The following is a 17,871-nucleotide window of genomic DNA, read 5'->3' as shown; positions in this document are numbered from 1 at the left end:
GCCGGAAGCAGCCCGCAGCCGACGTACATCCGCCGCCCTGCGCGTGCTGCGGGGGTCTCGACAGGCTCGACCATCGGCGCCTGCGGGGGTCTCGACAGGCTCGACCAACGGCGCCTGCGGGGGTCTCGCCAGGCTCGACCAACGGCGCCGGCCGGGGTCTCGCCAGGCTCGACCAGTGGCGCCGACGTCGGCCAACGACGCACCGGTCCAGACCGGCGTATCCACCGCGCCGAGGGCCGCTCCTGGGCCCACGTCCGACCCCGACCCAGCCAGGAGCGTGCCCCGCATGAACCCCCTCACCGTCAATCCCGCCATCGCGATCGCCCACCTGCGCGAGCGCAGCCGCGAGGAGGATGCGCGGCGGTGCTCGGGTGGCGTGGACCGGGCGATCCGCGCGGCGCGGTCCGCACGCACGGCCTTGGAGCGCGCGGGCGCCTGAGGACGCCGCGCTAGACAAATCGGGGAATCTGTCTCACGCTGGCCGGCATGTTCCGACCCGCCACCGCCGCCACCTGGGCGAGCCCGTGGCGGGGGTACGCCGATCTGCGCGACCACGCCCCGGTGCACCACGTGCTGCGGCCGGGAGGTCGCGACTACTACGTGCTGTCGCGGCATGCGGACGTCCTCGCCGCCGCGGTCGACACCGCGACGTACTCCTCGGCCCAGGGCCTGACCGTGGAGTACGACGAGCTCGAGACGATCGGCATGGCCGAGAACCGGCCGCTGGTGATGCTCGACCCTCCCGACCACACCGCGTTCCGCAAGCTCGTCGCCCGCGGGTTCACCCCGCGCCAGGTCACCACGCTCGAGCCGGCGGTGCGGGCATTCGTCGTCGAGCGCCTCGAACGGCTGCGCGAGCAGGGCGGCGGCGACATCGTCGAGACGCTCTTCAAGCCGCTGCCGACGATGGTGGTGGCCCACTACCTCGGGGTGCCGGAGGAGGAGCGGGACCGGTTCGACGACTGGACCCACGCGATCGTCGCGGCCAGCTCCGCCGGAGCCGTCCTCGATGCCGCCGAGGCGATCGGCGAGATGATGGCCTACTTCACCGCGCTGATCGAGAGGCGCCGCGTCGACCCCGGCGACGACACCGTCTCCCACCTGGTCGCCGCCGGGGTGGGGACCGACCCGGACGACACCGCGGGCCTGCTGTCGATCCTGGCCTACGTGTTCACGGTCGTCACCGGCGGCAACGACACGACCACCGGGATGCTGGGCGGCTCCGTGCAGCTCCTCGAGAGCGATCGCGACCAGCGCCGGCTGCTGCTCGCCGACCCGAGCCTGGTGGGGGAGGCCGTCGAGGAGCTGCTCCGGCTGACCTCGCCCGTGCAAGGCTTGGCGCGCACCACGACCCGGGACGTCGAGCTGCACGGCGCGACGATCCCGGCCGGCCGTCGGGTCCTCCTGCTGTACGGCGCGGCCAACCGCGACCCGCGCCGCTACGGGCCGGACGCCGACGCGCTCGACGTACGCCGTCGGCCGACGCAGATCCTCACCTTCAGCCAGGGCAGCCACCACTGCCTGGGCGCGGCCGCCGCTCGACTTCAGGCGCGGATCGCGCTGGAGGAGCTGCTCGCCCGGTGCCCGGACTTCACCGTCGACCTGGCCGGCGTCGAGTGGGCGCCGGGGCCGTACGTCCGGCGTCCGACGGTGGTCCCGTTCCAGGTGGCGGGGTGAGCCCCGAGCAGATCCTCGACGCCGCCGCGCGTCTGTTCGCCGAGCGCGGCGTCGACGCGGTCGGGATGGGCGAGGTCGCCAGCGCGGCCGGCTGCTCACGCGCGACGCTCTACCGCTACTACGCCGACCGCCACGCGCTGCACGTGGCGTTCGTGCACCGCGAGGCTCGCCGCATCGGCACGCAGATCGCCCCCGCCGGCGGGCCGGAAGACCTCGCCCAGACCGTGCTGGCCGCGATACGCGAGGTCCGCGCCCGACCCGAGCTGCTGGCCTGGTTCGGCGCCGCCGATGCCGGCACGACCGCCGCGATCGCGCAGTCCAGCGAGGTGATCGAAGCGCTCGGCATGAGCGCGGTCGGGGATCCGGCGGCGGCCCGCTGGCTCGTCCGGGTCATCGTCTCGCTCCTGGTGGTGCCGGGCCGCGACGAGGCCGAGGAGCGCGAGATCGTCGAACGCTTCGTGGTTCCTGCCGTGACCCGGCGACCGTAGGGCAGTCTGTCCCTCATGTACTACGTGGGCGTGGACCTCGCCTGGGGCGAGCGCCGCCCGACCGGCCTGGCGGTGCTCGACGAGGAGGCCCGGCTGCTCCACATCGCCACGGTGCACTCCGACGACGAGATCGAGTCGCACCTTGCGCCGTACGTCGACGGGCCGTGCCTCGTCGGCTTCGACGCCCCGCTGATCGTCACGAACCCCACCGGGTCGCGACCGGCGGAGCAGGAGCTCGCGAAGGACTTCCGGCGCTTCGAGGCGGCACCGCACCCCTCCAACCTCGGCAAGCCCGAGTTCGTCAACGGCTCGCGCGGCGCCCGGCTGTGCAAGCGGCTGCGCCTCGACATGGACCCGCGGTCGGGACGCGAGCGCCGGGCGATCGAGGTCTACCCGCACCCCGCGACGATCGTCCTCTTCGGTCTCGGGCGGACGCTGAAGTACAAGGACAAGCGCGGCCGGGACCTCGAGCTGCTGCGCTCCGAGCTGCTCACGCTGATGAGCCACGTCGAGCGCATCGTGGTCACCGACCGCAGCTGGCAGACGCTCCGCGCGCAGGTGGTCGGTGCGACCCGCAAGAGCCACCTGCGCGAGGTCGAGGACCAGGTCGACGCCGTCGTCTGCGCCTACGTCGCCCTGTTCGCGCGGCGCTGGCCCGAGCGGACCACGACGTACGGCACGTTCGAGGAGGGCTACATCGTCACGCCCACGCTGCCCGACGCGCACGCGGCGCTGCGCCAGGCGGTCGAGGTGTACGCCGAGCGCTACCCGCAGCTGGTCGTCCATGCGCGCGAGTTCGTCGCGCTGCTGACCTCGATCCTCGACGAGGCCGGCATCAACTACCTGACCGTCACCGGCCGGGCCAAGAGCGTCGACTCGTTCGCGGCCAAGGCCGGTCGCACCGTCGACGGCGTGCCGGTCTACCACGACCCGTTGCGCGACATCGGAGACCAGATCGGGCTGCGCGTGATCACCTACGTGCGCAGCGACGTGGCCGCCGTCGCCGACGTGCTGGGCAGCCAGCTGCGGGTGCTCGACGACCGCGACCTCGGGCAGGAGACCGCGAGCGAGGGGCGCTTCGGCTACGCAAGCCGGCACCTCCAGGTGGCGCGCGAGGACGGGGTCACCGCGCAGGTGCAGGTGCGCACCGTCCTCCAGCACGCGTGGGCGGAGTTCGAGCACGACATCCGCTACAAGGGCACGGTGCCCGAGGAGCACGCGCGCGACTTCGACCGCCGGTTCACGCTGGCGGCCGGTCTGCTCGAGCTCGCGGACCAGGAGTTCACCACCATCCGCGACCGGCTGCGCGGCAGCGCTCCCGAGGAGCCCGACACCCAGGCGGTGGGCATCACCGCGCGCGAGCTGGCGGCGTACCTCGCCGGCCAGTACGCCGACGCCGAGTGGTCACGCACCGATCACTACGGCTGGATCGCCAGCCTGCTCCCCGAGCTCGGCCTGACGACGCTGGCCGAGCTGGGCCACGTGCTCGCGGAGGTCGACGACGACCAGATCGCCGCGCGGATGGACTACCGCTACCCGCCGGGTGCGGTCCGCCGGCTCGACGACGCCCTGCTCGCCGCCTTCGGCGAGCGGTACGTCGAGCTTCCCGGCAACGCCCACCGCGTCATGGCCCTCAAGGCACGCCTGGAGAAGATGCGCGGCTAGGCCCCGCGGCGGGGCTGGGCGGGGTGGTGCCGGCGCCTCACGACACCGTCCGTCTGCGCGGCAGGCGGAGCACGAGCAGTGCGCCGCCCTCATCGCTGCGACCGGCGCGGAGGCGACCGCCACGCGCCTTGAGGATCTCCTGGACCAGTCCCAGGCCGAGACCGGTCTGGGACAGAGGGTCCGAGGAGCGGCCCGCCGGGGCTGCGGCCGGGTTCGGACCCTCGTCGTTGAGGGACGCGATCAGCTCCGGTGTGAACCCCGGTCCGGAGTCCGCCACGCCGATCACGACCTCCGCCCCCTCCTCGGATGCGAACAGGCGCACGGTGTCCTCCTCGCCGGTGTAGCGCACGGCGTTCTCGACCAGTGTGTCCAGGCACGCGACGAGCCGTTCCGGCGAGGCCTCCAGGGTGCAGTCGGTCGACTCGACCACCCAGGTGCGCCGGGCGACGGCCGACCACCGGTCGACCGTCTGCTCGAGGGCCGCACGCACGCGGATGCGGGTGGTGGGAAGGTGGTCGTGCAGCTGGACCATCCGCAGCAGCCGGTCCGTCGCGCGCTCGATCCGGGCCAGCTCGTCCTGCAGCATCGAGAAGTCGCGTAGTCGCGCCGGATCAGCCTCGTCGCGTCGGAGCAGCTCGACGTAGCAACCGGCAACGGTGAGAGGCGTTCGGATCTCGTGCGACGTGAGCCGGCCGAGCCTCTCGCGGGCAGCCGCAGTGGCAATGCGTTCTCGTGCCAGCGAGTTGACCGTGCGCAGCGCGGACTCCCGACGCTGGACGTGCCAGACGACGAGTCCGCAGAGCAGGAGCATCAACGGGATCTCGAAGAGCTCACGCCACGCCTCCTCGCCGCCGAGGTGATAGGCGAGGAGAGCACCGCTCACGACGCAGACCGACGCGAGTCCGACGGCGGTGACGCGCATCGACCAGGGCTCGAACCCGTACAGGAGGGCGAAGCCGATCCAGATCGCGTGGTAGGGCACGACCTCGTAGGACGGTGCGAGCCACATCGCGAGGACGCAGAGCATGGAGAACGCGAGCCAGGACAGGAACAACCGGTGGCTCCTGGTCGCGTCGATGACGTGCTCGGTCGAGGTGGGCGTGAGGGAGGACACTCAGCTCTCCTCGAGGCAGTAACCGACGGACCGCACGGTCTGGATCGGGATGCCGGGCAGCTTGGATCGGAGCCGCCGGACGCATACCTCGATGAGATTGGTACCCGGGTCGAACTCGAGGTGCCAGACGTCGTGCAAGAGCTCCTCGCGGTTGCACACCTGGCCGTTGCGGCGCATCAAGTGGGCAAGGAGCGTGCACTCGCGCTCGGCCAGGTCGACCCACTCCTGGCCGTAGCGCGCGCGATGTCGATCGAGGTCGAGGTCTATACCAGCGGCGATCAGGTATCGGCTGGAGCTCGGCGCTCCGGCCGGCGCGCCCTCCCGCGTGCTGCTGCTGATGGCCAGGTGCCTGCGTACCCGCGCCAGCAGCTCTTGGGTGTTGAACGGCTTGGCGACGTAGTCGACCGCTCCGAGGTCCAACGCCTGCACCCGTGTCGCGACGTCCTCGACCGCCGAGAGGACGATCACCGGGACCGTCCGACCGAGTTCGCGCAGGGCGGAGAGCAGCTGCAGGCCGTTGGTCTCCGGCATCACCAGGTCGAGCAGGACCAGGTGCACCGGCACCGTGCCGAGCTTGTGCAGGGCCTCGAGACCGTTGGCTGCCTCGACGACACGGTGCCCCTCCGCCGCCAGCAGCCTGCTCAGGGCTTCGCGGACGCGTCCGTGATCGTCGACCACCATCACCGTCGTCACGAGCGTCCCCCTCTCGTCAGATCAGCCGACCCTTCCAAATAATGCGGCGAGACACGGGGGAACGTCAGTGGCTGTCGAATTTTGGGTAGGGCAATCCATGCCCGATGACGGGCTCATGACGGGTCCGTGAGGGCTGTGTCACTTACCGAGCCCCCGGACGCCGACCGCTCTGTACTCGGCTCTCAAGGGCGACCAACGCCGACGGAGCAACCCGCGGTGCGTCGTCACGTCGCCGATCAGAGATGGATACCCCCATGAAGAACAGAGCCACATCGAGGAGGAGGCTGACCGCGCTGGTCGGCGTCGGGGCGGTGGTCATCACCACGATGACCGGCGCAGCCGCGCTCGTCGCCGGCCCGGCGGCCCTCGCGACCGCGGTCGCCGCGGCCGCCGCCCCCGACGAGACCAAGGTCCCGCACTACTTCGGTCCCTACCCCAACTGGGCGAACAGCCCGTTCACGGTGTCGCGGGCCGCAGTGACCATCAACGGGCCGGGCGCCGGCGCCGAAGCCGTGGCGCAGGTCGACCCGGTCAGCGGGGGGATCACCGCCATCGAGGTGACCGCGCCCGGCCATGACTACGACAGCAGCACGACGGTCACGGTGACCGGAGGCAGCCCGGACGCCACCGCGACGGCGACCGTGCTGGCCGGCAGCTCCGTCACCGGCCTCCGTGTGGACAGCGCCGGAGGCGGCTACAGCGGCTTCCAGGTCGACATCTCGGGCGGTGGTGGCACCGGTGCGACGGCCAGCCCGAGCGGCGGGGTCGACGCCGTCACGCTCACCGACGGCGGCCGCGGCTACACGATGCCTACGGTCGACTTCGACCTGCCCGACGACCCGAACGGGACGCAGGCGCGGGGCCACGTCGAGCCCGCTGACCTCGACGCGGACGGGACCGTCCTCAAGGTCACCGTCGACGACCCGGGGTCCGGCTACAGCACCGCGCCCGGAGTGACCATCCGCAACGGCACCCAGTTCGACCCCATCGGCGGTGAGACGCCCGCGAAGGCGACCACGACCCTCACGCTCGTCGGCCTGGCGGTGACCGCCAACGGCAGCGGCTTCACCAGCCAGCCGACCGTGACCATCAACGACGTCACCGGAGGCACCGGGACGGGCGCGACCGCCACCGCCGTGACCGACATCGGCGCGATCGACAAGATCACCGTCACCGACGGTGGCGCCGGCTACCTGACGCCGGGCATGAAGAAGTTCCAGGACCAGCTGCCGCTGCCGTGCGACCCGACGGCCGACGGCTCGGGCTGCCCTGCGATCGACCCCGACGCGGCCCCGGCCACCGGCGCGGCGAACAAGTTCATCCCGTTGGCGGTGCCCGAGGAGGTCACCGTCAACGGCGTGAAGGCCGACCAGTACGAGATCGGGCTGGTCCAGTACCGGACGAAGTTCTCCTCCGACCTGCCCGCAACCCTCGTGCGCGGCTACGTGCAGCTGTCGCACGGTGACGTCCAGGGCCAGCAGTTCCCGCTGACCAACGAGCTGTTGGACGGCACCAAGGCGCCCGTCACCGGTGGCTACACCGGCGTCACGTCACCCCAGTGGCTGGGGCCGATCATCGCGGCGACCAAGGACAAGCCGGTCCGGATCGTGTTCCGCAACCTGTTGCCCAACGGCGCCGACGGCGACCTGTTCCTGCCCGTCGACAGCACGGGCATGGGCTCGGGCATGGGACCGATGGAGATGCCCGCTCCGACCGATGACGGGACCGTGCTCGACGGCGTCCGCAACCCGGAGTGCACCACCAGCAGTCCGAAGAGCTCGATGTGCTACAAGGACAACCGGGCGACCCTGCACCTGCACGGCGGCATCACCCCGTGGATCAGCGACGGCACCCCGCACCAGTGGATCACCCCGGCGGGCGAGGCCACGGCGTACCCGGAGGGCGTGAGCGTTCAGAACGTCCCCGACATGCTGACCGACCCGGCCGACCCGACGAGCGTGATGTGCAAGGCCAAGGACGACGGCTGCTCGACGTTCTACTACACCAACCAGCAGAGCGCGCGGTTCATGTTCTACCACGACCACTCCTACGGCATCACGAGGCTGAACGTGTACGCCGGGGAGGCCGCGGGCTACGAGATCACGGACCCGACGGAGAAGAAGCTGGTCGCCGACGGGACCATCCCGGGGGCCGGCGACACCGTTCCGCTGATCGTCCAGGACCGCACGTTCGTGCCGGACGACGCGGCGCTGGCGGCGCAGGACCCGACCTGGGACAAGAGCAGGTGGGGGACCAAGGGCAGCTTCTGGTACCACCACGTCTACATGCCCGCGCAGAACCCCGGTGACCCGTCGGGCATGAGCGCCTACGGCCGCTGGATGTACGGCCCGTGGTTCTGGCCGCCCGCCAGCGGGACGAAGTACGGACCGATCGACAACCCGTACTACGACCCGAACTGCGACCTGGACAAGCCCAGCACGTGGCAGTACCAGACGGACCCGTTCTGCGAGCCCAAGGAGATCCCGGGCACCCCGAACATCTCGATGGGCATGGAGCAGTTCAACGACACGCCGGTGGTGAACGGCGTCGCCTACCCCACGACGACGCTGGAGCCGAAGACCTACCGGCTGCGGATGCTCAACGCGGCCAACGACCGGTTCTTCAACTTCCAGTGGTACGTCGCCGACCCGACCCAGGGCGACGGCACGACCGAGGTCGCCCTGAAGCCGGCCGAGCTCGCCGCCGCGCAGACCGACCCGGTGGTCTCGCCCACTCCGGTGGACGCGAACAACAACGCGGCCGGCCCGGACTGGGTGCAGATCGCCAACGAGGGCGGGTTCCTGCCCGCTCCCGCGGTGATCGACGGCCAGCAGCCCACGACGTGGATCACCGACCCGACCCGCTTCGACGTGGGCAACGTCGACCAGCACTCGCTCCTGATCGCCCCCGCCGAGCGTGCGGACGTCCTGGTGGACTTCTCGAAGTTCGCCGGCAAGACGCTGATCCTCTACAACGACGCGCCTGCCGCCTTCCCGGCCCGGGTGCCCGGGTACGACTACTACACCGGGGCGCCCGACCTCAGCCCCGTCGGTGCGCCGACGCCGCTGCCCGGGTACGGACCGAACACCCGCACGGTGATGCAGGTGAAGATCGCGAACACCACGCCGGCGCCTGCGCTCAACCTGAGCAGGCTCCAGAACGCGTTCAAGCACCACGCTGACGGGTCCGGTGTGTTCGAGTCCGGCCAGAACCCGATCATCGTCGGGCAGAAGGCCTACAACTCGGCGTACGGCACCAACTTCGCCGCCAGCGGCAACTGCAACGCCTCGGCGTCGCAGACCTGCGACGGTCTGGTGCGGGTCAACGACGGCACCAAGGCGCCCTTCGAGTTCGCCTTCAACACCCTGAGGGCAGCGTCGACGAAGACCAGTCTGCCGATGGCGCCGAAGGCGATCCACGACGAGATGAACTCCTCGACGTTCGACGAGTTCGGCCGGATGCAGGCCAACCTCGGCGTGGAGGCCCAGCCGCCCACGCCAGGCCTGCAGAACGTCACGCTGTACCCCTACGTCAACCCGCAGACCGAGCTCATCGACGGCACCGACCTACCCAAGGCCGAGGTCGACCTCGGCGCCGACGGCCTCCCCGCCGCAGACGTCAGGGTGAAGCCGATGGGGACGACCAGGGACGGGACGCAGATCTGGCGGTTCACCCACAACGGCGTGGACACGCACCCCATCCACTTCCACCTGTACGACGTGCAGGTCCTCAACCGGGTCACCTGGGACAACATCGTCATCCCGAACGACCCGAACGAGCTGGGATGGAAGGACACCGTGCGGATGAGCCCGCTGGAGGACACGATCGTGGCCCTCCGGCCGGTGATCCCGCAGACGCCGTTCGAGGTGCCCAACTCGGTGCGTGCGCTCAACCCCGCGATGCCGCTGGGAGACCAGTCGATGTTCAACAACATCGACCCCGCCGGCAACCCGACCGCCGCCCTGGTCAACCGGCTGGTCAACTTCGGGTGGGAGTACGTCCTCCACTGCCACATCCTGTCCCACGAGGAGATGGACATGATGCGGCCGGTGTCGCTGGCGCTGCCGCCGTTGAAGCCCGACGGGTTGACAGCCGCCATGACCGGGTCCGGCAACCGGCAACGTGTCCGGCTGAGCTGGAACGACAACTCGATCACCGAGACGTCCTACGTGGTGCAGCGCAGCACCAACGGGACCACCTGGGTGGACGCCGGCACGGTGAGCTCGCCGCTCGACCAGCCCAACACCAAGGGAGTGGTGCGCTCGTTCACCGATCCGGGGTCGGACCGGAACACGCCGTACCTGTATCGCGTCGTCGCGCAGAACACGGTCGGCTACGGCGGCGCGTTCCCGGAGATGACCGTCTCGTCGACGTCGGCGACGCTCGGGGTGAACCTCCCGCCGCTGCCTGCGGCGCCGAGCAACCTGACCGGGACGATCGCGTCGGCCACGCGGGTCAACCTGAGCTGGCGCGACAACGCCGGCACGGAGTCCCGGTTCGTGGTGGAGCGCTCGACGAACGGCGGCGCCTTCGTCGAGATCGGGACGGCGCCGGCGCGCGTCGGCACCGGTGGCACGGTCACCTTCGCGGACACCGCCGCGACGGCCGGGGCCAGCTACCAGTACCGGGTCACAGCGACGAACCTCGCCGGCTCCTCGGCGCCGTCGAACGTGCTGAGCCTGTCGATGGTGGCGCCGAGTGCCCCCACCGGAGTGACCGGCACCGCAGCCCGGTCGGGTAGCGGCGAGGTGGTGACCGTGCGGTGGACCGACACGTCCACCAACGAGTCCGGCTTCGTGGTCCAGTGGAGCTCCTCGGCGGCCTTCACCACCGTGGCCGGCTCGGCTCCCGCGGCCGCCGGCGCCACGGCGCTCACGACGCCTCGGATCGGCCGTCAGGTCTGGTACGTCCGCGTGATCGCGACCAACCCGATCGGTCAGTCGCCGTCGGCGGTGTCGTCAGCCGTCCCGGCCGCCTGAGGGATCGGCCCCAGGCACGGTATCGAGGAAGGAGCCCGGTTGTCGGGAGGGGACGGACCGCTCTGGGTCCGTCCCCTCCCGCATGTCACGGCGGCGGGAGGGACGACCCACAGGTCTCAGCTCTCGGGGACGTACGGCGGCGCGACGCCCCAGCCCCAGCGCGGCACCGGGGCGTGCTCCACGGGCTTGGCGTCCGGCTGGGAGTTCTCCATCGCCAGGCGCGTGCCCCATTCGAGGTAGCCGATGAGGGCCGCCCGGAACTCGGGATCGGCCGGCAGCCCCACCTCGTCGGCGGCCAGGCTCATCGTCGCGGCGAACCGGTGGCGCTGCTCAGCGCTGATGGCGAGCCCGCGGTGATGAGCGAGCATCCGCTCGTAGCCGCCGTGCCGCTCGGTGTAGGTGGCGGGGCCGCCGAGCACCTCGGCCCACCAGTCCGTGACGTGCGACCGGTGCCGTTCGCTGACGCCGCCGGGGAAGAACCCGGTGAGCAGCTCGTCGCGCTCGACCCGGTCGTAGAAGGCGTCGATCATCCTGTGCAGGGGGTCGTAGCCGCCCGCCCAGTCGAAGAGCGTCGGGAGGTCGGGCTCGTCAACGCCCATGAGACCGCCGCCGGATCGTCATGCGGCCGACGCTACTCCCGCACGCACCCGACGTATGTGTCCCTCTCGCCGAGGCATCGGAGCAGATGCGTCAGGTGCGTGGGCTACCCCGCGGCGGCCGCTGCCCGCAGCCTCTCCAGCAGCGGCCCGGCAGCCTCGGCGAGGAACCGCTCCTGGCCCTCGTCGCCGATCTGCACCACCGCGATGTCGGTGAAGCCGGCCTTCCAGTAGGCGCTGACCGACTCGACGATCTTGTCGAGGTCGGGCCCGCACGGGATCGAGTCGGCGACGTCCTCGGGGCGCACGAACTGCGTGGCCCCGGCGAAGCCGGCGGGCGTCGGCAGGTCGGCGTTGACGCTCCACCCGCCGCCGAACCAGCGGAACTGCTCGTGCGCCCGCTGGACCGCGGCCTCCTCGGAGGGGTCCCAGCAGATCGGGATCTGCCCGATGGCGCGGGCCTGCTCGCCGATCCGCGGTGCGCCGTCGACGGCGTTCCAGCCCTCGACCAGCGAGGAGTCCGGCTCGACGCCGATCAGGTGCTCGCCCAGCGGCGCGAAGCTCTCGATCGCGCGGTCGCCGGCCACGGCGAGACCGATCTCGATGCCCTCGTCGGGCACGTCCCACAGCCGGGCCGAGTCGACCTCGAAGTAGTCGCCGCGGTAGTCGACGAGCTCACCGGTGCGCAGCTCGCGGATGATCTCCACGGCCTCGCGCAGCATCGCCTGCCGCGCCTGGATCGCCGGCCAGCCCTCGCCGACGACGTGCTCGTTGAGGTTCTCGCCGCTGCCCAGTCCCAGGGTGAACCGCCCCTCGGACAGGATCTGCACGGTCGCGGCCTTCTGGGCCACGACCGCGGGGTGGTAGCGCATCGTCGGACAGGTCACGTAGGTCATCAGCCCGACCCGGGAGGTCGCCTGCGCGACCGCGCCGAGCGTGGCCCAGGCGTACGGCGCGTGGCCCTGCTCGGTCAGCCACGGCGAGTAGTGGTCGCTCATGACCTCGAAGTCGAACCCGAGGTCCTCGGCGGTGGCGGCGTAGCGCACCAGCTCGCGCGGTCCGCTCTGCTCGGTCATCAACGTGTAGCCGAAGCGCGTCATGGCGCACGGGTACCCGTCGGCGGGAGGTCGTAACGTCGGGACCATGAACAGCACCGACGTCCTCATCGACCTCTTCGGGCGGATCGTGGAGAACGGCGTCGCCGCGGTCGAGGGTCTCGACAAGGACCAGCTCGCCCACCGGCCGGCGCCGGACACCAACTCGATCGCCTGGCTGGTGTGGCACACCGCGCGCGTCCAGGACGCCCAGGTCGCGCACCTCGCCGGCACCGAGCAGGTCTGGTTCGCCCAGGGCTGGGTCGACCGGTTCAAGCTGCCGATCGATCCGGCCGACCACGGCTACGGCCACAGCAGCGAGCAGGTCGGCAAGGTCCGCGCGAGCGCTGACCTGCTGGCCGGCTACCTGCGCGCCGCCCACGAGGCGACGATCGCCTACCTGCGCACCCTGGGCGACGACGACCTCGACGAGGTCGTCGACACCAACTGGGACCCTCCGGTGACCCGCGGCGTGCGGCTGGTCAGCATCGCCGACGACGACGCCCAGCACGTCGGCCAGGCGGCCTACCTGCGCGGGTTACTCCTGGCCCGCTGAGGCCGCCCGGCTGAGCCGGTAGCGCACGAACGACGGCACCGCGATCGCCGCCACCACGGTGCCGACGACCACCAGCACCCCGCCGCCGGCCGCGGCGGCCGCGGTGCCGACGGCGGCCGCGCTCGCGCCGTGGACCACGTCCGCGATCCGCGGTCCGCCCGCGACCACGACGATGAACACGCCCTGCAGCCGGCCGCGGACGGCGTCGGCCGCGGCCGTCTGCAGCATGCTCGTGCGGAACGCCGCCGAGGCCATGTCGGCCGCGCCACCGACGACGAGCATCAGCACGGCCACCACCAGCATCGGTCGCATCCAGTGGTCGGCCAGCCCGACGGCGACGCCGAAACCGGTCATGGCCGCGCCCCACACGAGGATGCAGACAACCACGGCGTAGCCCTGCCGGTCGATCCGCGAGACCCATCCCGAGAACACTCCGCCGAGCACGGCGCCGGCGGGGATGGCGGCGAACAGGGCGGCGAAGACCAGGCCGCCCTCGTCGGGGCCGTCGAACGAGATGTGCGCGATCTCGGGGAACAGCGCCCGCGGCATGCCGAAGACCATCGCGATCAGGTCGACCACGAACGACATCAGCAGCACCGGGTGGCCCCGCAGGTAGCCGAACCCCTCGACCACCGAGCGCAGGCCGGGGGTCGTGGCGGGCCCACCCTCGACGGGCAGCCGCGGCAGCCGGGCGACCGCGCTCAGCGTCGCGAAGAGGGTGAAGGTGTCGATGAGGTAGAGCCAGTCGAAGCCCAGCACCGGGATCAGCACGCCCGCCACCAGAGGTCCCGCGATCGCGCCGGCCTGGAAGACGGTCATCGAGAGCGAGTTGGCGGCCGGCAGGAGCTCGGGCCCGAGCAGCTTCGGCAGCACCGCGCTGCGGGTCGGCTGGTTGATCGCGAAGAACGCCTGCTGCACCGAGAACAGCCCGAGCAGGAGCCACACGTCGGTGTTGCCGAGGGCTGCCTGCACCCAGAACAGCGCACTCGTCCCGATCAGCCCGAGGGTGGTGACCAGCAGCAGCGTGCGCCGGTCGAAGACGTCGGCGAGCGCGCCGCCCCACAGCCCGAAGACCACCAGCGGCACCAGGCCGAACAGCCCGGTGAGGCCGACGTACGCCGAGGAGCCGGTGATCTCGTAGATCTGCGCCGGCACCGCGACCACGGTCAGCTGGGCGCCGATGACCGTGATGATGTTGGCCAGCCACAGGCGGCGGAAGTGCTCGTTGCGCAGCGGCCGGGTGTCGGCGATGAGCCCGCTCAGCCGGTACCGGAAGGTGCGCACGACTCCCGAACCTAACGGCCCGATGAGTTCTTCCCCTCGCTCGGGTCGGACCCGTCATGAGCGAGAAGGTGAAGGGCCCCGCGTCGTACTTCCCGTCGATCGAGAAGACCTACGGGCAGCCGATCGAGCACTGGAAGCAGGTCGTGCGGGCGGCGCCCGGCTACGGCTCGACCGCCAAGCCCCCCACGCACATGGATCTCGTGGCGCTGCTCAAGGAGGAGGGTCTCGGCCACGGGCATGCCAACGCGGTGGTGGCGCACACCCTCGCCGAGGACCGCTGAGCCATCCCGCGCGGTCAGCAGCTGGAGGACTCCGGGCGGCCGAGCAGCCGGTCGGCGAGGAAGTCGCACCACTGGCCCGAGGGCGGGCCACCGTTGACGGTGCCGTCGGACTCGCCGGGGTGCTTGACCCAGAGCGTGCCGTCGAAGGCGCCGTCGAAGACGAGCTTGGGCGGCCGGCCGACCCGCGCCCACGTGGGGTTGATGACGTCGTAGCCGTCGCTGCTCGGCGCCGCCCCGTTGCGCGAGGTGTCGACGACGTAGTGCTTGCCCTTCACGTCCAGCTTGCGCAGGCCGGCGAGGAGCTTGGCGGCGTACGCCTTCTCGTCGACCGTCGGACGGAAGTTCGAGACGTTGGTGCTGAAGCCGCGCGCGAAGCCGATGCCGGCGGCCTTGAGCACCGCCGGGCGCTGGTCGTAGGGCGTCCAGTTGGAGTGCCCGGCGTCGAGGTAGACCCACGCGCCGACCTTGCTCAGGACCCGGCTGGCGAACCGCAGCATGCCCTGCCAGCCGGTCGGCTTCTGCGGGCAGGCCTGCAGGTCGCTGCTGAACAGCGGGAGCGCGTCGGGCTCGAGCACGACCAGCGCCTTGGTCCCGCTCAGGCCCCGGGCGATCTGCCGGATCCAGCCGCGATACTGCGCGGCGTTCGTCAGCGGGTTGCCCGAGGAGTACATGCCGCAGTCGCGTCCCGGGATGCCGTAGACGGTCAGCACCGGTGTCTTGCGGGCAGCTGCTGCGTCGCCGGTGTACTCGAGCACCTTGGCGCGGACCTGGGAGGTGTCGTAGGCCTCGGGGATCAGCCAGAACGCCTGCGCGGTCGACCCGATCGCGTCGCGGTAGACGCCGCCTTGCTGGTACGCCGGCATCTTGGGGTCGACGAACAGGCCGCGGCTCTTGCGCGGGTCGCCCTTCGCGGCGCCGGGGCCACCCGGGTCGGCGCCCACCGGGGCAGCGAGCGCGCCCGTGCCGAGCGCGAACGCGATCAGCAGCGTGGCGGCGCGCAGCAGCCAGGACCGAGGGAGCACCCGCTCAGGGTAGAGGCTGGTCGCCTCCCCGGGGCCCGAAGCGCGGAGGCTGTCGTTTCCCGGGCAGCCCGTTCGTGGAGAGGATGACGGGGTCACCGTGACCCCCACGTTCAGGAGGAACCAGATGTCGCAGTACCTGCTCTCGGTCATCCACGACGGCGAGGACCTGGCCGCGATGGACGCCATGTCGCCCGACGAGCTCCAGGCCGTGTTCGCGGCCGTCGACAGCTTCAACGCCAAGCTCCAGGCCGAGGGCGCCTGGGTCTTCGCCGGTGGGCTGCAGACCCACGAGGCGACCACCACGGTGGACGCCACCGGTGCCGAGGTCCTGGTCACCGACGGGCCCTTCGCGGAGTCCAAGGAGTACCTCGGTGGGTTCTGGATCATCGAGGCCCCCGACCTCGACGCCGCCCTGCGGTGGGCCGCCGAGGGCTCGAAGGCCTGCGCGAACCGCGTCGAGGTGCGCCCCTTCCAGGAGGAGCCCTCCCAGGAGAAGCAGGGCGCGTGAGCGACGCGCATGCGGCGATCGAGCGGATCTACCGCGAGGAGTACGGCCGGGTCGTCGCCTCGCTGGTACGCCGGTTCGGCGACATCGACATCGCCGAGGAGGCGGCCGGCGAGGCGCTCCTGGTCGCCCTCGAGCGATGGCAGCGCGACGGCGTACCGCCCAACCCCGGCGGCTGGCTGACCACCACGGCGGCCAACCGCGCCATCGACCGGATCCGCCGCGAGTCGCACCGCGACGCCAAGCACCAGGCGGCACTCATGATCGAGGACGACACCCCCCACGAGCCGACCGGCATCGTCGAGGACGACCGGCTGCGGCTGATCTTCACCTGCTGCCACCCCGCGCTCGTCCCCGAGGCGCGGGTGGCCCTGACGCTGCGGCTGCTCGGCGGGCTGACCGTCCCCGAGATCGCCCAGGCGTTCCTGGTCCCCGAGACGACCATGGCGCAGCGGATCACCCGCGCGAAGAAGAAGATCAAGGCGGCGCACATCCCCTACCGCGTGCCCGAGGCCGACGACCTGACCGCGCGGCTCTCGGGAGTGCTGGCCGTGATCTACCTGGTGTTCAACGAGGGCTACCTGTCCAGCTCCGGCGACGCGGCGATCCGCGAGGACCTCACCGCCGAGGCGATCCGGCTGGCGCGCATCCTGCGCACCCTGCTGCCCGAGGAGCCCGAGGTCGTCGGCCTGCTCGCGCTGATGCTGCTCACCGAGGCCCGGCGCCCGGTGCGCGTGGCGGGGGGCGAGCTGGTGCCGCTGCACGAGCAGGACCGGGGTGGCTGGGACCGCGCACTCATCGCCGAGGGCCACCGGCTGGTGCGGGCCTGCCTGGCCCGCGCCGCGCAGACCGGCGAGCGCCCGGGGCAGTACCAGCTGCTCGCCGCCATCAACGCCGTGCACACGGACGCGCCGACGTCGGCCGACACCCAGTGGGACCAGATCGCGGAGCTCTACCGCCAGCTGTACGCCCTCGCGCCGAGCCCGGTCGTCGCCCTCAACCGGGCGGTCGCCGTCGCCGAGCTCGACGGTCCCGAGGTGGCGCTGGCCGAGGTCGACCGGCTGTCGCTGCAGGGCTACCACGCGTGGCACGCGACCCGGGCCGACCTGCTGCGGCGGCTCGGTCGCAGCGGCGAGGCGCGGGCGGCGTACGACGCGGCGATCGCCGCCACCGACAACCCGGCCGAGCGCGCCTACCTCTCCCGACGTCGTGGGAGCCTCGCCCCCACCGAGCCGGCGTGAGCGTCGATGACGGAGGCTGTCGGGGCCGGTGACCACGCCGGGCTCCCTAGTCTTGGCCCATGACGTTGCGCCCCCTGGACCTGCCCGCGGCCGCCGATGCTCAGCAGTGGGTGGAGTCCCGGGCGAGTGACGGCCTGGCGGCGGCGCGGGAGCGAGCCGCGCGCCTGCGTGACGCGCCACCCGCCGGTGTCCTCGCGGTGCTGCGCGAGTGGGACGAGGTGACCCGGTCGCTCTCCGACGTCGCGGCGATCTCCTCGCTGCTGGCCAACGTGCACCCGCTCGAGGAGGTGCGCACGACCTGCGAGGGCGCCGAGGCCGAGGTCGACCGGCTGGCCACCGAGCTGCGCCAGGACCGCGGGCTCTACGAGGTGTTCGCGGCGCAGGACCCCGCCGGCCTCGACCCGGTCGCCGCTCGGCTGCTGACCAAGACGCTCGAGGACTTCCGGCGCGCCGGCGTCGACCTGGACGACGCCACCCGAGGGCGCCTCGCGGAGATCAACGCCCGTCTCACCGAGGTCGGACAGGAGTTCGGCCGCACCGTCCGCGACGACGTGCGCACCGTGCGGGTGCCCCCGGAGCGGTTGGCAGGGATGCCGCAGGACTGGCGCGACGCGCACCCGCCGGCGGAGGACGGGCTGGTCACGATCACCACCGACTACCCCGACTCGGTGCCGGT

15 protein-coding genes and 1 pseudogene are annotated in these 17,871 nt (G+C 71.7%); 10 read left to right on the top strand and 6 right to left on the bottom strand.

The features are described from left to right. Nucleotides 1-286 precede the first annotated feature (286 nt). The 4 genes from Q0L15_RS23405 to Q0L15_RS23390 are packed head-to-tail and all read left to right on the top strand — an operon-like array spanning nucleotide 287 to nucleotide 3,830. Nucleotides 287-439 carry a hypothetical protein gene (locus Q0L15_RS23405; protein ID WP_296607256.1) on the top strand — a complete coding sequence of 51 codons (153 nt, stop codon included), beginning with the start codon at nucleotides 287-289 and terminating at the stop codon, nucleotides 437-439. A 47-nt stretch (nucleotides 440-486) separates the two neighbouring features. Further along, nucleotides 487-1,677: a cytochrome P450 gene (locus Q0L15_RS23400; protein ID WP_296607255.1), complete on the top strand. Its 1,191-nt coding sequence runs from the start codon at nucleotides 487-489 to the stop codon at nucleotides 1,675-1,677. Then, a complete protein-coding gene (locus Q0L15_RS23395; RefSeq protein ID WP_296607254.1) occupies nucleotides 1,674-2,165 on the top strand; it encodes a TetR/AcrR family transcriptional regulator in 492 nt (163 codons plus the stop codon). The genes Q0L15_RS23400 and Q0L15_RS23395 overlap by 4 nt, the downstream gene beginning before the upstream one ends. Before the next feature lie 15 nt (nucleotides 2,166-2,180). Beyond that, nucleotides 2,181-3,830: a DUF429 domain-containing protein gene (locus Q0L15_RS23390; RefSeq protein ID WP_296607253.1), complete on the top strand. Its 1,650-nt coding sequence runs from the start codon at nucleotides 2,181-2,183 to the stop codon at nucleotides 3,828-3,830. Nucleotides 3,831-3,867: 37 nt separating this feature from the next. Here the strand turns inward: Q0L15_RS23390 and Q0L15_RS23385 are convergent, their stop codons facing one another. Next, nucleotides 3,868-4,944, bottom strand: coding sequence for a HAMP domain-containing sensor histidine kinase (locus Q0L15_RS23385; protein ID WP_296607252.1), 1,077 nt, complete (start codon nucleotides 4,942-4,944; stop codon nucleotides 3,868-3,870). Then, entirely contained in the window at nucleotides 4,945-5,637 is a 693-nt protein-coding gene (locus Q0L15_RS23380) for a response regulator transcription factor (RefSeq protein WP_296607251.1), read from the bottom strand. A gap of 254 nt (nucleotides 5,638-5,891) precedes the next feature. Between Q0L15_RS23380 and Q0L15_RS23375 the strand changes: the two genes are divergently transcribed. Further along, the gene (locus tag Q0L15_RS23375) at nucleotides 5,892-10,616 is read left to right on the top strand and encodes a multicopper oxidase domain-containing protein (RefSeq protein ID WP_296607250.1); all 4,725 of its coding nucleotides are present in this window, start codon (nucleotides 5,892-5,894) and stop codon (nucleotides 10,614-10,616) included. A 116-nt stretch (nucleotides 10,617-10,732) separates the two neighbouring features. Here the strand turns inward: Q0L15_RS23375 and Q0L15_RS23370 are convergent, their stop codons facing one another. Both Q0L15_RS23370 and Q0L15_RS23365 read right to left on the bottom strand, forming a co-directional pair. Further along, nucleotides 10,733-11,215, bottom strand: a complete 483-nt coding sequence (locus Q0L15_RS23370; protein ID WP_296607249.1) for a group II truncated hemoglobin — start codon at nucleotides 11,213-11,215, stop codon at nucleotides 10,733-10,735. A 104-nt stretch (nucleotides 11,216-11,319) separates the two neighbouring features. Next, on the bottom strand, nucleotides 11,320-12,312 hold the full coding sequence (locus Q0L15_RS23365; RefSeq protein ID WP_296607248.1) for an LLM class F420-dependent oxidoreductase: 993 nt from the start codon (nucleotides 12,310-12,312) through the stop codon (nucleotides 11,320-11,322). Nucleotides 12,313-12,355: 43 nt separating this feature from the next. Between Q0L15_RS23365 and Q0L15_RS23360 the strand changes: the two genes are divergently transcribed. Beyond that, the gene (locus Q0L15_RS23360; RefSeq protein ID WP_296607247.1) at nucleotides 12,356-12,862 is read left to right on the top strand and encodes a DUF664 domain-containing protein; all 507 of its coding nucleotides are present in this window, start codon (nucleotides 12,356-12,358) and stop codon (nucleotides 12,860-12,862) included. Here Q0L15_RS23360 and Q0L15_RS23355 read toward each other — a convergent pair. Continuing rightward, the gene (locus Q0L15_RS23355; protein WP_296607246.1) at nucleotides 12,845-14,146 is read right to left on the bottom strand and encodes an MFS transporter; all 1,302 of its coding nucleotides are present in this window, start codon (nucleotides 14,144-14,146) and stop codon (nucleotides 12,845-12,847) included. The genes Q0L15_RS23360 and Q0L15_RS23355 overlap by 18 nt on opposite strands. A 56-nt stretch (nucleotides 14,147-14,202) precedes the next feature. Here Q0L15_RS23355 and Q0L15_RS23350 point away from each other — a divergent pair, with 56 nt between their 5' ends. Continuing rightward, nucleotides 14,203-14,427 (top strand): DUF4287 domain-containing protein, encoded by a 225-nt coding sequence (locus Q0L15_RS23350; RefSeq protein WP_296607245.1) that lies wholly within the window; start codon nucleotides 14,203-14,205, stop codon nucleotides 14,425-14,427. Nucleotides 14,428-14,441: 14 nt separating this feature from the next. Here Q0L15_RS23350 and Q0L15_RS23345 read toward each other — a convergent pair whose 3' ends face one another. Then, the gene (locus tag Q0L15_RS23345; RefSeq protein ID WP_296607244.1) at nucleotides 14,442-15,449 is read right to left on the bottom strand and encodes a glycoside hydrolase family 6 protein; all 1,008 of its coding nucleotides are present in this window, start codon (nucleotides 15,447-15,449) and stop codon (nucleotides 14,442-14,444) included. Nucleotides 15,450-15,573: 124 nt separating this feature from the next. On the opposite strand from Q0L15_RS23345, the gene Q0L15_RS23340 reads away from it, so the two are divergent. The 3 genes and pseudogenes from Q0L15_RS23340 to Q0L15_RS23330 all read left to right on the top strand — a co-directional run. After that, on the top strand, nucleotides 15,574-15,957 hold the full coding sequence (locus Q0L15_RS23340; RefSeq protein WP_296607243.1) for a YciI family protein: 384 nt from the start codon (nucleotides 15,574-15,576) through the stop codon (nucleotides 15,955-15,957). After that, on the top strand, nucleotides 15,954-17,195 hold the full coding sequence (locus Q0L15_RS23335; RefSeq protein WP_296607242.1) for a sigma-70 family RNA polymerase sigma factor: 1,242 nt from the start codon (nucleotides 15,954-15,956) through the stop codon (nucleotides 17,193-17,195). The genes Q0L15_RS23340 and Q0L15_RS23335 overlap by 4 nt, the downstream gene beginning before the upstream one ends. 59 nt (nucleotides 17,196-17,254) lie before the next feature. Continuing rightward, a pseudogene (locus Q0L15_RS23330) lies at nucleotides 17,255-17,871 on the top strand (peptidase M3); the annotation flags it as partial.

The sequence above is a fragment of the Nocardioides sp. genome (assembly GCF_024509035.1).
Classification (GTDB): Bacteria; Actinomycetota; Actinomycetes; order Propionibacteriales; family Nocardioidaceae; genus Nocardioides.
Note: the sequence above shows the minus strand (reverse complement) of the source record. Positions and strands in the feature narration are given on the sequence as shown.